The organism is Frankia sp. Allo2 (genome assembly GCF_000733325.1).
GTDB lineage: Bacteria > Actinomycetota > Actinomycetes > Frankiales > Frankiaceae > Frankia > Frankia casuarinae.
The window spans coordinates 57034-71681 of the sequence record NZ_JPHT01000023.1 but is presented as its reverse complement, the minus strand read 5'-3'; the positions used below and the strand labels follow the sequence as shown (position 1 = coordinate 71681).

The 14648-nt window shown below is 71.3% G+C and carries 13 protein-coding genes; 8 read left to right on the top strand and 5 right to left on the bottom strand.

The features are described from left to right. Positions 1-11 precede the first annotated feature (11 nt). The 3 genes from ALLO2_RS15550 to ALLO2_RS15540 form a co-directional block, all read right to left on the bottom strand. On the bottom strand, positions 12-1394 hold the full coding sequence (locus ALLO2_RS15550) for a NarK/NasA family nitrate transporter (RefSeq protein ID WP_035732918.1): 1383 nt from the start codon (positions 1392-1394) through the stop codon (positions 12-14). Between the two features lie 203 nt (positions 1395-1597). Continuing rightward, positions 1598-2116 carry a gamma carbonic anhydrase family protein gene (locus ALLO2_RS15545; protein ID WP_023841686.1) on the bottom strand — a complete coding sequence of 173 codons (519 nt, stop codon included), beginning with the start codon at positions 2114-2116 and terminating at the stop codon, positions 1598-1600. A 126-nt stretch (positions 2117-2242) separates the two neighbouring features. Continuing rightward, positions 2243-2569, bottom strand: a complete 327-nt coding sequence (locus tag ALLO2_RS15540) for a DUF4235 domain-containing protein (RefSeq protein WP_011435760.1) — start codon at positions 2567-2569, stop codon at positions 2243-2245. Between the two features lie 248 nt (positions 2570-2817). On the opposite strand from ALLO2_RS15540, the gene dut reads away from it, so the two are divergent. The 4 genes from dut (at position 2818) to ALLO2_RS15520 (ending at position 5494) form a co-directional block, all read left to right on the top strand. Beyond that, positions 2818-3408 (top strand): dUTP diphosphatase, encoded by a 591-nt coding sequence (dut, locus tag ALLO2_RS15535; RefSeq protein ID WP_035732917.1) that lies wholly within the window; start codon positions 2818-2820, stop codon positions 3406-3408. Next, positions 3389-4102, top strand: coding sequence for a DUF3710 domain-containing protein (locus ALLO2_RS15530; RefSeq protein WP_035732916.1), 714 nt, complete (start codon positions 3389-3391; stop codon positions 4100-4102). The genes dut and ALLO2_RS15530 overlap by 20 nt, the downstream gene beginning before the upstream one ends. 254 nt (positions 4103-4356) lie before the next feature. Further along, the gene (locus tag ALLO2_RS15525) at positions 4357-4743 is read left to right on the top strand and encodes an OB-fold nucleic acid binding domain-containing protein (RefSeq protein WP_011435763.1); all 387 of its coding nucleotides are present in this window, start codon (positions 4357-4359) and stop codon (positions 4741-4743) included. A 40-nt stretch (positions 4744-4783) separates the two neighbouring features. Further along, positions 4784-5494, top strand: coding sequence for a DUF3159 domain-containing protein (locus ALLO2_RS15520; RefSeq protein WP_035732915.1), 711 nt, complete (start codon positions 4784-4786; stop codon positions 5492-5494). Between the two features lie 29 nt (positions 5495-5523). Here ALLO2_RS15520 and ALLO2_RS15515 read toward each other — a convergent pair whose 3' ends face one another. Beyond that, a complete protein-coding gene (locus tag ALLO2_RS15515; protein WP_255353887.1) occupies positions 5524-6255 on the bottom strand; it encodes a TrkA family potassium uptake protein in 732 nt (243 codons plus the stop codon). Positions 6256-6285: 30 nt separating this feature from the next. Next, positions 6286-6957, bottom strand: a complete 672-nt coding sequence (locus ALLO2_RS15510) for a TrkA family potassium uptake protein (protein ID WP_035732914.1) — start codon at positions 6955-6957, stop codon at positions 6286-6288. Between the two features lie 129 nt (positions 6958-7086). Between ALLO2_RS15510 and ALLO2_RS15505 the strand changes: the two genes are divergently transcribed. The 4 genes from ALLO2_RS15505 (at position 7087) to ALLO2_RS15490 (ending at position 14023) form a co-directional block, all read left to right on the top strand. Then, positions 7087-9093: an APC family permease gene (locus ALLO2_RS15505; RefSeq protein WP_035732913.1), complete on the top strand. Its 2007-nt coding sequence runs from the start codon at positions 7087-7089 to the stop codon at positions 9091-9093. Then, positions 9090-10556, top strand: a complete 1467-nt coding sequence (locus ALLO2_RS15500) for a class I SAM-dependent RNA methyltransferase (protein ID WP_023841684.1) — start codon at positions 9090-9092, stop codon at positions 10554-10556. The genes ALLO2_RS15505 and ALLO2_RS15500 overlap by 4 nt, the downstream gene beginning before the upstream one ends. Before the next feature lie 301 nt (positions 10557-10857). Continuing rightward, positions 10858-12825 carry a 1-deoxy-D-xylulose-5-phosphate synthase gene (gene dxs, locus ALLO2_RS15495; protein ID WP_035732903.1) on the top strand — a complete coding sequence of 656 codons (1968 nt, stop codon included), beginning with the start codon at positions 10858-10860 and terminating at the stop codon, positions 12823-12825. Positions 12826-13024: 199 nt separating this feature from the next. Then, entirely contained in the window at positions 13025-14023 is a 999-nt protein-coding gene (locus ALLO2_RS15490; protein WP_023841682.1) for a lysylphosphatidylglycerol synthase domain-containing protein, read from the top strand. The last annotated feature ends 625 nt before the right edge of the window (positions 14024-14648 follow it).

The following is a 14648-nucleotide window of genomic DNA, read 5'->3' as shown; positions in this document are numbered from 1 at the left end:
CACAGCCGGGATCAGATGCCGGCAAGACGCCTGGCCGAGGGCCGCAGATACACGAACCAGGTCACCACGAAGCACAGCGCGTAGAAGGCGATGAAGGAGATGTACGCCGCGTTGCCGGTCCGGTAGCTCAGGAACGACTGCCGGAAGGCCAGGTTCACCAGCACCCCGCCGAACGCGCCGATCGCGCCGGCCAGGCCGATGAGGGCTCCGGACAGCCGCCGGGCCGAGTGCTGCGCCGCGACCGGGTCGCCACCGGCGTCGATGCTGGCCTGGGCCTTCGCCCGGAAGATCGCCGGGATCATCTTGTACGTCGACCCGTTCCCGACGCCACTGAAGACGAACAGCGCGATGAACCCGACCAGGAACAGAGGAAGCGACTCCGTCAGCGAGGCGACGAGCACGATCGCGGCCGCGGCCGCCATCGCCACGAAGTTGACGAAGGTGACCTTCGCTCCGCCGACGCGGTCCGCCAGGATGCCGCCGGCCGGGCGGATCAGCGAGCCGAGCAGCGGACCGAGGAAGGTCAGGTAGGCGGCCTTGATCGGGGTGCTGAACTGGTCGTGGAACTGCACCTGGAGCACCTGGCCGAACGCGAAGCCGAACCCGATGAACGACCCGAACGTGCCGATGTAGAGCAGCGACATCACCCAGGTGTGACCGTCACGGGCGACGTCGCGCATCGCCCCCCGGTCGTTCTTCGCGCTCGACAGGTTGTCCATGAACAGCGCCGCGCCGAGCGTCACCAGGACGATCAGCGGGATGTAGACGGCAAGGACGACCCGGGGGTGGTCCTTGCCGGCGGTGGCGAGGACGAGCAGGCCGACAAGCTGGATCGCGGCCACCCCCAGGTTTCCGCCGCCGGCGTTCAGCCCCAGGGCCCAGCCCTTCAGCCGCTCCGGGTAGTAGGCGTTGATGTTGGTCATCGAGGAGGCGAAGTTACCGCCTCCGACCCCCGCGACCGCGGCGACGATCAGCAGGGTGGGGTAGGAGACGCCGGGGGAGAGAACGACGGCCGCGAGGATCGTCGGCACGAGGAGCAACGCCGCGCTGAAGATGGTCCAGTTACGCCCCCCGAACCGGGCGACGGCGAAGGTGTAGGGGATCCGCAGCGCACTGCCGACGAGCGCGGGCAGCGAGGTCAACAGGAACTTGCCGGCCGGGTCGATGTGGTAGGCCGGTCCGAGGAACAGGACCGTCACCGCCCACAGCGACCAGATCGAGAACCCGATGTGCTCGGCCAGGATCGAGAAGATCAGNTTTCGGNGGGCGATGNGGGAACCGCCGTTGTTCCAGAAGGTGCGGTCCTCGGGCCGCCAGTCGTCGATCCAGTGGCCGCGTCGGGACGGACCGGTCACGGTGCCGGTAGTCGGGACGCCTTCCAGCGTGGCGCTCATAGATGATCCTCCGAGGTGCGGGTGATGCCACGACGGTAGGAACGCGCCGTTACGTGGCGCGGCGTCGGCTGTGACACTCTCTGAGACATCCGCTCACCTGGGTGGGGACCCAACGGTGAGACCTCGGGCGCACCGGCCGTCGGGCCGTCGGCGGACCCGCCGGGAGGGCTGGGCGAGGCGTGGGTGGCCCGGCGGTCGACCGGTCAGTCGATCCGGCGTAGCTGCTCGCGGTAGTGCTTGCCGTTCGCCACGTAGATCGCGGCCCCGGCGGCGAGGGCACCCGGGGCGACGGAGTCCGGCAGGATCTTCGCCGGCACGCCGAGCGCCCTCGCGCCCGGCGGCACGACCGTGCCGCCCACGACGACCGCGCCCGCGCCGACCAGCGCGCCCCGGCCGATCCGGACCCGGTGGAGTACCACCGAACCGGAACCGACCAGGGCGCCGTCCTCGACGACACAACCCTCCAGGTGAGCCAGATGCCCGACGGTGCAGTCGTCGCCCACTACCGTGGTGAGCTCCTCGGTGGCGTGGATCACCGTGCCGTCCTGGATGGACGTGCGGGCACCGATCTCGATCGTCCCGTAGTCGCCACGCAGCACCGCGCCCGGCCACACCGTGGACTCGGGCCCGATCGTCACCGTGCCGATGACCGTCGCGTCCGGATGGACGTAGGCCGTGGGATCGATGGTGGGGACGGCGTCCCCCAGGGCGTACACGGCCATCCGAGCCTCCCGCTGATCGCGACGCCGCCGATCCGGACGGCGCACCGGTTGATCCCATCGTGCCTGGAAAGGAGCAGCCGGGTACCCCGGAGAGCGGCTCGTGGTCGGTGCTCGTCGGTCACGCGTTCAGTCCTCGGATGCCGTCCACTCCTCGGAGAAGGAGGTCTTCGGGTGGAGCATGCCGGGCGGCGGTGAACCCGTCGCCCGGGCCCATCCGCGCGCGGCCGCGCGCTCGGCCGCCAACCGGCCGATCCCGATCGCGAGACCCGAGATCGCCGCCCAGGCGACGGCCTCCGTCCAGGCGGTGTCCGGGTCCGCCGGGTTGGCCGGCGGGTCGGACTTGCGTACCTTGCGGTACAGGGCGTTCACGACTCGGCTCGCGGCCATGCCCGCGAGCGCGGTCGCCCCTCCGCCGACGATCTTCCATCCCAGCTTTGACGCTGCTTTCGCCACCCCACACCTCTCGTTCCTCGGCGAGGACCATGTCGGTCCGCCCGCCCCCTGCTTACCCCGACCGGCCTGCTTGGCCCCTCGGATCGTCTTGGCCTCTCGGATCATCTGCTATCCGATCACGCCGGGATACGCCCGCCGGAGTCCGGGGCTTGCTGCGGCCCGTCGGACCGGCAGGCCGATGGCGGGACGAGGGCCATGGCCTAGCGTGGGGGTCACGCCCGGACCGGGCACCCTCGACCAGGAGAGCCATGACCGCCACCGATCCGACGACGCCCACCGCCCCGCCCACCGCCCCGCCTCCCGCGTCCGCGGTGCCACTCGCCGTGCAGCCCGCGCCCGCCGTACCGGGTCGGGTGGAGATCCTCGTCCGCCGGTCGGACCGCGAGCTGGCGCTGCCGGCGTACGCCCAGCCGTCGGACGCGGGGGCGGACCTGGTGACGGCCCAGGACGTGACGCTCGGCCCGGGGGAGCGGGCGACGGTCGGAACCGGTCTGAGCATCGCCCTGCCGGCCGGGTACGCGGCGTTCGTCCATCCGCGCAGTGGCCTGGCCGCGCGGCACGGCCTGTCCGTGGTCAACGCCCCGGGAACGGTGGACGCCGGTTACCGTGGAGAAATCAAAGTCGTTCTGATCAATACCGACCGATCTGACACGATCATCCTGCATCGGGGCGACCGGATCGCCCAGCTGGTCGTGCAGCGCGTGGAGCACGCCGTGTTCCGGGAGGTCGATGAGCTGCCGGCCTCGGTGCGCGGAAGCGGCGGGTTCGGCTCCACGGGGGGNTTCGGGNCCGCCGGGGGGGCAGGAAAGGAGACCACCGGTGTTCGGACGAGGACGTAGGGAGTTCGACCGTCGCGGGGCCTCCGAGATGGACGTCCCCGAGAAGGTCACCTCGCGGGGCTCGTCGGAGCCCGATGGTCCCTACGACATCGCGCAGGCACCCGATGACGACGTGCATCGCCTCGATCTCGGGTCGTTGCGGATTCCGGCGCTCGACGGCATGCAGGTGCAGTTCCAGGTCGAGGAGTCGACCGGCAAGCCGCTGACGGTGCTGGTGACCGACGGGCGCAGCGCGATGGAGCTCTCCGTCTTCGCGGCGCCGAAGAGCCGGGGCCTGTGGGACGAGGTGCGGGCCGAGATCCTGGAGACCATTCAGGGGGGCGGTGGGTCGGAGGCGGACGGTCGCTACGGCCCCGAACTGCGGATGAGCTTGCCGACCGGGCGGCCGGGCGAGACCGTGCCGGGCCGGATGATCGGTGTGGACGGTCCGCGCTGGTTTCTGCGGGCGGTGGTGACTGGCGCGGCCGGACNGGATCCGGCGGCCGGCCCCCTCCTGGACGCCGCGTTGCGCAATCTGATCATTTCTCGTGGTGACGGCGCGATGCCGGTGCGGGATCCGTTGCCCCTGAGGCTGCCTAAAGAGATCACCGATCACCCCGATCACCCCGATGGTTCCGGCGGACCGGTCGCCTCGGCGACCAGCGGACGGCCCGAGATGCCCGTGCGCGGTGCGCGTATAGCCGAGATCCGCTGACCGCCCTGTGCCCGGGGTCCCCGCATTGCGCCGAAGGCGCCCGATGGTTCTCCCAGGAGGGTCACCGGAGGTGATTCGACGGAGACCCCGTACGGCGCCCTGTGCCCGGGGTCCCCGCATTGCGCCGAAGGCGCCATGCGGGGCGGGCACATTGAGTACCGGTCATGCGTTGCATGAGACGTGTTGAACGTGCTGGACGTGCTCGAGCCGCAGTTGCTTGCGCCGAGTCGCCGGCGAGCCGGATCGGAGGAGCCGTGGGCGAGTCACGCGGCTGGTTGGGGCGCAAGCTCCACAGACTGACAGCAGGGACGAGCGAGCTCGACGCCGAGGACCTCCAGGCGGCCTCGGCGGCGGCGGGTGCCGCCCCGATGAGCGGCTGTCGTGACCGGGACGAGATCTGCGTCGCGGGTACCATCCAGGCCGTGACGGTACGTGCGCGGTCGGGTGCACCGGCCCTGGAGGTCGACATCTACGACGGTAGCGGCACCGTCACGTTGGTCTTCCTCGGCCGCCGGGACATCCCGGGCCTGCGGGCTGGCGCGTCGGTCAAGGCCTCCGGGCGCGTTACCGTGCAGGAGAACCGTCCGATCATCTTCAACCCGCGTTACGAACTACTCCCCGTTCCGTCGGCGAGCGCCTAGGTCGGCGGGTCCGCCCAACCCGACGGGATCCCAACCAGACATGCCACGTACGCCATCTCCCGACACGCCGCCGATGACGATGTCCGAGGCCATCGGCGGCCCACGGGGGATCATCGACAGCTCCGTGCCCACCGTGGCGTTCGTGACGGTGAACGCCGAGGCCGGACTGACCGCCGGCATCGCGGTCGCCATTGCCACGGCGGCCGCTCTGCTGGCGCTGCGCATCGTGCGCCGTGAGCCGACCCAGCAGACCTTCTCGGGGTTGTTCGCCGTGGCGGTCGCCGCATTCGTGGCCTCTCGTACCGGGAATGCGAAGGGGTTCTTCCTGCCCAGCATCGCGAAGAACGCGCTCTGGGGGGTGGTGGCCCTGCTGTCGATCGTCCTGCGCCGGCCGGTGGCGGGGTATCTCATGGCCGGTCTGGACAGCCGCTATGCGAGCTGGCAGCGGGTACCCTGCCAGCGGCGGGCCGCGGNGTGGGNGACGGNGGTCTGGATCGCTGTGTTCGGTGTGCGGTTCGTCGTGCAGGGGGTGCTCTACCTCGCCGACCAGCCCGGCTGGCTGGCCGCGGCCAACATCGCCCTGGGACTTCCGCTGTTCGGTGTCGCGGTGTTGGCCAGCTTCGCCATCGTCCGCCGGATCGCACCGCTGCCCCCCGCCGCCACCGACTCGACGGTCGTGGCCGGCGAGGTGCTGGCCGAGGACGCCCCGCGCGGCGAGCCCCCGCGCGGCGAGCGGCGGCCTGCCGGCTGACCGCCTCCGCATCGCCAGCCTGTCGCGCGTCAGCCCGGCGCGCCCGCGCCTGCCGGCGCCTGACCGAGCAGCACAGCGAGCTTCTCCTCGGCCTCGGCATTTGTCGTGACCGCGAGAATCTCGTCGCCGTCTTCCAACGTGGCGTCGGGCGAGGGAACGACCGCCCGTCCGTCACGCAGGATCACCACCAAGGCGCTGTCCGCCGGCAGGGTGATCTCGCTGAGCCGCTGGCCGATCACCGGCGCGTTCTCGGCCAGCGTCAGCTCGACGAGGGATGCATCGCTCTGCCGGAACCGCATCAGCTGGACGAGGTCGCCGACGCTGACGGCCTCCTCGACCAGAGCCGTGATTAGGCGCGGCGCGGACACCGCCACGTCCACCCCCCACGACTCGGTGAACAGCCACTCGTTCTTGGGATGGTTGACCCGCGCCACTACCCGGGGCACGCCGAACTCGGTCTTCGCGAGCAACGAGACGACGAGGTTCACCTTGTCGTCCCCGGTGGCGGCCACCAGGACGGTGTACTCATTCAGCCCGGCCGCGTCGAGTTGGGACAGCTCGCAGGCGTCCGCGAGCAGCCACCGGGCCTCCGGTAGCGCGTCGGTCCGGATCTTCTGCGGATCCCGCTCGATGATGAGCACCTCGGAGCCGTTCTCCAGCAGTTCGGCGGCGATGGACCGGCCGACCTTGCCCGCCCCCGCGATCACCACCCGGCGCACGCTCATCGCTTCTCCTCTTCGCGCGGCATCGTCTACCCGGATCTACCCGGATCTGCCCAGATCTGCCCGGATCTACCCGGAGTCCTTGCCGTCCGGCCCGGTGCGCAGCACCGTGTCCGCCTCGGAGGCGTGCGCCTTCGTCACCGCCACGTGCACCACGTCACCGTCCTGGACGAGGGTGCGGGCATCGGGCAGGACACCCTCGCCGAACCGGGTCACGCANGCCACCCGTACCCCGGCGGACTCCTCCAACTCCCGGATCCGGCGGCCCACCCAGGCGGGTCCGGGTGGGATAGCGGCCAGCAGCACCGAGCCCGACGGGTCGGACCACTGCGGCGTGACAGCGTCGGGTAGGAGCCGGTCGAGGATCTGGTCCCGGGTCCAGCGCACCGTGGCGACGGTGGGGATACCGAGCCGCTCGTAGACCTCGGCCCGGCGGGGATCGTAGATCCGCGCGACGACCCGCTCGACCCCGAACATCTCGCGGGCCACCCGGGCGGCGATGATGTTCGAATTGTCCCCGCTGGAGACGGCGGCGAACGCGGCGGCCTGCTCGATGCCCGCCTCGATGAGGGTGTCGCGGTCGAAGCCCATCCCGGTGACCCGCAGACCGGTAAAATCCTGCGGTAGCCGCCCAAACGCGGCGGGGTTCTGNTCGATGATTGCCACTGAGTGGCCGAACCGTTCGACGCTGCGGGCAAGCGCGGAGCCGACTCGGCCGCAGCCGAGGATCACGACGTGCACAAGGGTTGAGGGTAGTCCGATCCGGGCTGACCGGCGCAGGTCACGTGGCCGGATCTCCGGATACGGAGTATCTGTGTGCCACGTCACACTGATACTGAACTGCGTGGCTGGCGTCGGTAGCATCGCCGCGTGGCGCTCACGGACCGCCTCAAGCGCGGTTTCGTCGGTCGACCGATCGGGAGCGACCGGCTTGGGGAGACATTGCTCCCTAAACGCATCGCTTTGCCCGTCTTCGCGAGCGATGCCCTTTCCTCGGTGTCGTACGCGACCGAGGAGATCCTGCTTGTCCTGTCGCTGGGTGGGCTGGCCTTCTACCACATCTCGCCCTGGCTTGCTGGAGCCGTCGCCATCCTGATGCTGACGGTGGTGGCGTCCTACCGGCAGAACGTGCACGCCTACCCGAGCGGCGGCGGCGACTACGAGGTCGTCTCGGTCAACCTGGGCCCGCGGGCCGGCCTGCTGGTGGCCAGTTCCCTGCTGGTTGACTACGTCCTCACGGTCGCGGTGTCGGTGTCGGCCGGTGTCGCGAACCTGACGTCCGCTATCACCGGGCTCGCCGCGCACAAGGTGCTCCTCGCGGTCGTCATCGTCGTCCTACTGACGATAATGAACCTGCGTGGGGTGCGCGAGTCCGGCACGGCGTTCGCCATCCCGACCTACGGCTTCGTGCTCGGCATCTTCGTAATGATCGTCACCGGGCTGGTCCAGGCGGCCGTCGGTCATCCGCCGCGGGCCGAGAGTGCTGGGTACCAGGTGGTCGCCGAGCGTGACTACGCGGGATTCGCCCTGGTGTTCCTGGTGTTGCGGGCGTTCGCCTCGGGATGCACGGCGCTCACCGGGGTCGAGGCGATCAGTAACGGGGTGCCCGCGTTCCGGAAGCCCAAGAGCCGCAACGCCGCGACCACCCTGCTGATGCTGGGGCTTATCGCAGTCACGATGTTCGGCGGCGTCACCGCGCTGGCTCTGATCTCCGACGTGCATGTCGCTGAGCACACCGGGGACCTGATCGGCGCCAGTGGTGAGCAGCGGACCGTGATCGCCCAGGTCGCCGCCGCCGTCTTCGGGGACGGATCGCCCGGCTTCGGCTACATCGCCGTCGTCACCGCTCTCATCCTGATGCNGGCGGCGAACACCGCCTTCAACGGCTTCCCGGTGCTGGGTTCGATCCTCGCCCGCGACGGCTACCTGCCGCGTCAGCTATACACCCGCGGTGACCGACTGGCCTACTCCAACGGGATCGTGCTGCTCGCCGGCTTCGCGATCCTGCTGATCGTCGTGTTTGACGCGCAGGTCACCGCCCTGATCCAGCTCTACATCCTCGGGGTCTTCATCTCGTTCACCCTCAGCCAGACCGGGATGGTGCGGCACTGGGCACGCATCCTGCGCTCGGACGACCCGGCGGCGTCCGATCCGGCCGCCCGCCGGCGGATCCGCCGGTCTCAGGCGATCAACTTCTTCGGCGCCTGCCTCACCGGCACCGTGCTGATCCTCGTGCTGGTCACGAAGTTCACCCACGGTGCCTGGATCGTCTGTCTGGCTATCCCGATCATCTTTCTCGGGATGCGGGGGATCAGGGCTCACTACGACCGGGTCGCGGTCGAACTCACCCCGGAACCCGGGCCGCCGACCCTGCCCTCCCGGATCCACGCCGTCGTCCTCGTCAGTAAGATCCATGCCCCGACACTGCGGGCCCTGGCCTACGCCAAGGCGTCGCGGCCGCACAGCCTCGTCGCGGTCACGGTCGCCGTCGACCAGGCGGAGGCCGATCGGCTCCGCAAGGCGTGGACGGAGCGGGGGATCACCGTCGATCTCGTGGTGCTGGCCTCCCCCTACCGGGAGGTGACCCGCCCGGTGCTGGACTACGTCGCCCGGATCAGGCGGGAGAGCCCCCGCGACGTCGTCGCCGTCTACGTCCCGGAGTACGTCGTCGGTCACTGGTGGGAGCATCTCCTGCACAACCAGAGCGCGCTGCGGCTCAAGGCCCGGCTGCTCTTCCAGCCCAGCGTCATGGTCACCAGCGTGCCCTGGCAGCTCGCCTCGTCCAGGCTGGCCGAGCAGCGGTTCGAACGAACCGGGGCGGGCGCGGTGCGACAGGGCCGGGCCACGCTTCCCGGCCCGTTGGAGCGGAAGCGGTGAGTCGACAGCGTCGGCCCGCGCGATCGCGCGTCTTCGGGGGCACCGCACGGCAGGCCCGCGTGCCGGGGATCGCGGTCGGCTCGCTGCTCGACCTCGACGTCGGGCCGGTGGCCCACGGCGGCTTCTGCGTCGCCCGCTCGGGCGGTCGGGTGGTGTTCGTCCGCCATGCCCTGCCCGGCGAACGGATTCGTGCCCGAGTTACCGACGCCTCCCACGAGCGGTACTGGCGGGCGGACGCGGTCGCCGTCCTGACGCCCTCGCCGGACCGGGTGGTCGCGCCCTGCCCGCACACCGGTCCAGGGTTGTGCGGGGGGTGCGACTGGCAGCATGCCGGCCTCGCGGCGCAGCGGCGCGGTAAGGCCGAGGTCGTGGCCGACGCCCTTCGGCGGTTCGGCGGCCTCGACGCCCGGGTCAGCCCCGCGCACGCCGGGTCCGGCCTAGGGACGGCGGCCGAGGCCGGACCCGGCGCCGAGCCGGCGCTGGAGGTGCTGGTCGAGGCGGTGCCCGTCGGCGGTCCGGAGCGGCTGACCGGATCCGACCGGCCCGGTGGCGCCGACGACGGACTGGCGTGGCGGACCCGGATGCGCTTCGCGGTGACGGCCGGCGGCGAGGTCGGGCTGCGGGCGAGCCGCTCGCACGAGGTGGTGGCGACGCCGGACTGCCGCATCGCCCACCCCCTCGTCCTCGCGGCGCTCGCCGGCCGGCGGTTTCCTGGGGCCGACGCCGTCGAGGTCGCGGCCAGCCCGGCGACCGGGCAGGTGGCCGTGGCGGTGCATCCCGCCGGTGCCGGGACGGTCGTCAACGACGAGCACGCCGGGACCGGCGAGGATCCCGGGGAGGTCGGAGCCCCCGGGGAGGTCGTCGAGGTGGTGGGGGGGCGGAGGTTCCGGCTCGGGCCGGAGGTGTTCTGGCAGGTCCATCCGGCGGCTCCCGGCGTGCTGGTGGACGCGGTCCGCGAGGCCCTGCGTCCCCGAGCCGGGGAGACCGCGCTCGACCTGTATGCCGGGACGGGCCTGTTCGCGGCGTTCCTCGCGGAGGATGTCGGCGCCGCTGGCCGCGTCATCGCGCTGGAGTCCGACGCCGCGTCGGTCGCGGCCGCGGCGAACAACCTCGCCGATCTGCCATGGGTCTCGCTGCGGGCGTTGCGGGTGACGCCGGCTACCGTTCGTGGGGTGGTCGGTACGGGCGGGCCGGCCGGCCGGGTCGATCTCGCGGTGCTCGACCCGCCGCGCACCGGGGCGGGCCCGGCGGTGGTGGCCGCGCTGCTCGCCCATCGCCCCCGCGCGGTCGCCTACGTCGCCTGCGATCCTGTCGCGCTGGGTCGGGACCTCGCCGCCGCGGCGGCCGCGGGCTACGACCTCGTCGTGTTGCGCGCCTTCGACCTGTTTCCGATGACCGCCCACGTCGAGTGCGTGGCACTGCTCGAGCCGCGCGGCGCGGACCGGAATCCGAACCTGGTGTGATTGCGTCGGTACCAGAAGTGTCGCCGGAAGGCCGTGGACTCCACTTCCGGCCGCTCCCGACACGACCTGGTCGTGCCGGCGTGTCGCCCGCGCGCCACGCCGACAGAGTGTGTGCATCCGCGTACTCGGATCCGGACCAATAGTGGACAACCGGGGAGGTGGATTCTACCGCGATCAGGCCTATTGCCTGACGGTCTACGAGGAACTCACATGTCGGGTGCCCGTCTGCAAGGGGCCAGACGGGCTGCGTAGACTTTGCCGGACCCGGACCGATCCCCTTTCGGGAGAGGGAGTTCACGCCGTGTCGCTTCTGTCCACGATCAGTAGTCCGCAGGACGTCAAGCGCCTCGACCACGAGGAGCTCGCCACCCTGGCGGCCGAGATCCGTGATTTCCTCATTCACGCAGTCGCGCGTACGGGAGGTCACCTCGGGCCGAATCTGGGGGCTGTCGAGCTGACGTTGGCAATACATCGTGTGTTTGATTCGCCATTCGACCGCATCCTTTGGGACACCGGCCATCAGTCCTATGTGCACAAGATTCTGACCGGCCGGGCGGACGATTTCTCCGGGCTGCGCCAGCGGGGTGGCCTTTCCGGCTACCCCAGCCGGGCCGAGTCCGAGCACGACATCATCGAGAATTCGCACGCCTCGACCGCCCTGTCCTACGCCGACGGGCTGTCGCGTGCCTACGCGCTGCGTGGTGAGGACCGGGCCGTCGTCGCCGTCGTCGGTGACGGCGCCCTGACCGGCGGGATGTGCTGGGAGGCGCTGAACAACATCGCCGCCGACGACCGGCCCGTCGTCATCGTCGTCAACGACAACGGCCGCTCCTACGCACCGACGATCGGCGGCCTCGCCGACCACCTCGCCGCGCTGCGGCTGGCGCCCGAGTACGAGCAGGTCCTCGACGTCGTCAAGCAGGTCCTCGGCCGCACCCCGCTGGTCGGCCCCCCGCTGTTCGACGCGCTGCACGGCATCAAGAAGGGCATCAAAGACGTCGTCCAGCCGCAGGGCATGTTCGAGGACCTCGGCCTGAAGTACGTCGGCCCGGTCGACGGCCACGACGTCGTCGCGGTCGAGTCGGCCCTGCGCCGGGCTCGGGATTTCGGCGGGCCCGTCATCGTCCACTGCGTGACCCGCAAGGGCTTCGGCTACCCGCCGGCGGAGCAGGACGACGCCGACAACTTCCACGGCGTCGGCATCATCGACCCGGCGACCGGCAAGCCGGTGTCGACGTCGAAGACCATCAGCTGGACGAGCATCTTCTCGGACGAGATCGTGCAGATCGGTTCCGAGCGGCCCGACGTCGTCACGCTGACCGCCGCGATGCTCCAGCCGGTTGGTCTCGGCGCCTTCGCCAAGGCCTACCCGGACCGGGTGTTCGACGTCGGTATCGCCGAGCAGCACGCCGTCACCTCGGCCGCCGGGCTCGCGATGGGTGGGCTCAAGCCCGTCGTGTGTCTCTACGCCACGTTCCTCAACCGCGCGTTCGACCAGGTCCTGATGGACGTCGCCCTGCACCGCCAGCCCGTGACGTTCGTGCTCGATCGGGCCGGCATCACCGGGGAGGACGGGGCGTCGCACAACGGCATGTGGGACCTGTCGTTCCTGCAGGTCGTCCCGGGGCTCGCGATCGCCGCCCCGCGGGACGCGCCGACCCTGNGGGCGGAGCTGCGTGAGGCCGTGGGTGACACCGACGGCCCGACCGTCGTGCGTTTCCCCAAGGGCAAGGTCGCCGTGGACGTGCCGGCGATTGACACGGTCGGCGGGGTGGACGTGCTCTACCGTTCGCCGAAGGTGGCCCAGCGCCGCGAGGTGCTGCTGGTCTCCATCGGCGCGATGGCCGCCACCTGCCTGGAGGTCGCGGAGCGGGTCGCGAGCCAGGGCATCGGCATCACCGTTGTCGACCCGCGGTGGGTCAAGCCACTGGACCCGGCGCTGATCGATCTTGCCCGCGCCCACGACCTCGTCGTCACCGTCGAGGATAACGGCCGGGTCGGCGGGGTCGGGGCGGCGCTGGCCCAGCTGCTGCGCGACGCCGACGTTGACGTGCCCCTGCGGGACTTCGGCATCGCCCAGCGCTTCCTCGACCACGGCAAGCGGGACGAGGTCATGGCCGAGGTCGGGCTTGCCCCGCAGGACCTCGCCCGCAAGGTCGTCGAGGCCGTCGCGAAGCGCCAGCCGGCGATCGAGGACGACCCGACCTCGCCCGGCGAAGCGGCCCCGGCGGGCGAGCGGGCCGGCGAGGCCATCGGCGACCAGCGCTGACCGCGGCGCGCTGACCCCGGTGCTCTGACTCGGGTGCGCTGATCCCGGTGCTCTGACTCGGGTGCGCTGATCCCGGACGCACCCGGGTGCCGCCCGGTCATCGGGGTCCGACGGGCAAGGACCCGCCACCGTGTCGGGATCCGCCACCGTGTCGGGGCCCGGCGCGGTGGCGGCCCGACCGCCGTCCTAGGCTGACCAGGTGGGTGAGCACACCGTGTCGGCGCGCCAGGGCGCCGCCTCCCGCCGCCGGGCTGGGCACGGCCCACGCTGGTGGGCCGTGCGTGGTGCGCTTCTGGTGGCCCTCGGGCTACTGGTTCTCGCCATGGTCAGCCAGTGGAACGAGATCGAGGAGTCCGTCCGCTCGCTCACCGTGGGCGGCGTGGTGGCCTCGGGTGTGGTCACCGTGCTTGCCGTCGGTACCACCGTGTTGTCCTGGCGGGCGTTGCTGGGGGGGTTGGGCGCCGCGCTTCCCCTGCGGGCCGCTGTGCGGATCTTCTTCGTCGGGCAGATCGGCAAATATATCCCGGGCAGCGTGTGGCCGGTGCTCGCGCAGATGGAGCTCTCCCGCGACCACGGCGTCTCCCGGCCGAAGGCGGCTTCGGCGAGCCTGGTCGTGTTGGCGCTCGCGGTGCCGAGCGGGGGGCTCGCCGCGGCGGTCACCCTGCCGTTCGTCTCCGCGCAGGCGCTCGCCGACTACTGGTGGGCGCTGGCGGTCGTGCCCGTCTTCGTCGTCGTGCTCTGTCCCCCGGTGCTGTCCCGCCTGCTGGCGCTGGCATTCCGGCTGCTGCGCCGCCCACCGCTGACCGAACCGCTGCCCCCGCGGGCCGTCGCCGCCGGAGCCGGCTGGTTGCTGCTCAGCTTCTGCTGCTATGGGGTGGCGACCTGGCTGCTCGTCCGGGATCTGCATCCGGCGGTCGGTGGCGGCCGGCTGTTGCTGCTCTCCCTCGGGGCCTATGCCCTGGCCTGGACCGCCGGATTCCTGGTACTGGTGCTGCCCGCCGGGGCGGGGGTGCGGGAGGCGGTGCTGGTGCTGGCGCTGGCGCCGGCGGTCGCCAGCGGGCCGGCGACCCTGGTCGCGTTGGTGGCGCGGCTTCTCGCCACGATCGCCGACCTGGTCTGGGCGCTCGTCGGTGTCGCCCTACGGCAGCGGGGTGCTCGGCTGTTGTGTACTGATGATGCGATGCAGGAGCGAATGTGAGGAAAGTGGGAGGAGGGTGGGGGGTGCACCATGACCCGCAACGGCCACCCGGGTGGCCCCCGCCCGTCCCGCCGATCTCGTGGGGCGGCCCCGGGTGGCCGGGCGGGCCGCCGGCNCCCCGCCGTAGTCGGGCCCGGTGGCTGATCCCGCTCGTCCTCGTGCTCGCCCTCCTGACCGGCGCGGGCGGAACCGGTCTGTTCCTGCTCCTCCGCTCCACCGACGGCCCTGCCAACGCCGTCCGCGCCTACCTGATGGAGGTCAGGGACTCGCGCTACGAGGCCGCTTACGTCCGCCTCTGCCCGTCGGTCCAGGAACGCCGCCCAGCGTCCGAGTTCGCCATCATCATGCGGGCTCTGGACGATGTCCAGGGCGGTATCGCCTCGTTCGCCGTGCGAAGAGTGCAGATCCACCGGTCCGTGGGTTCCCCGACGGTCCGGGAGGTTCAGGTCGACGTCCGGCGCGGCAGCGCCGCGGCGAGCCACGAGACGTACCAGGTGGGAAAGGAATCCGGAAGCTACTGCCTGCTGACGCCCGGCGCCCCGTTCTCCTTGGACCCGTCGCTGCCCCCGGATCTTCAGCAGCCGGGCCCGTTCGATGATTCCCCCGGCGATGGCNGACGCGGCGG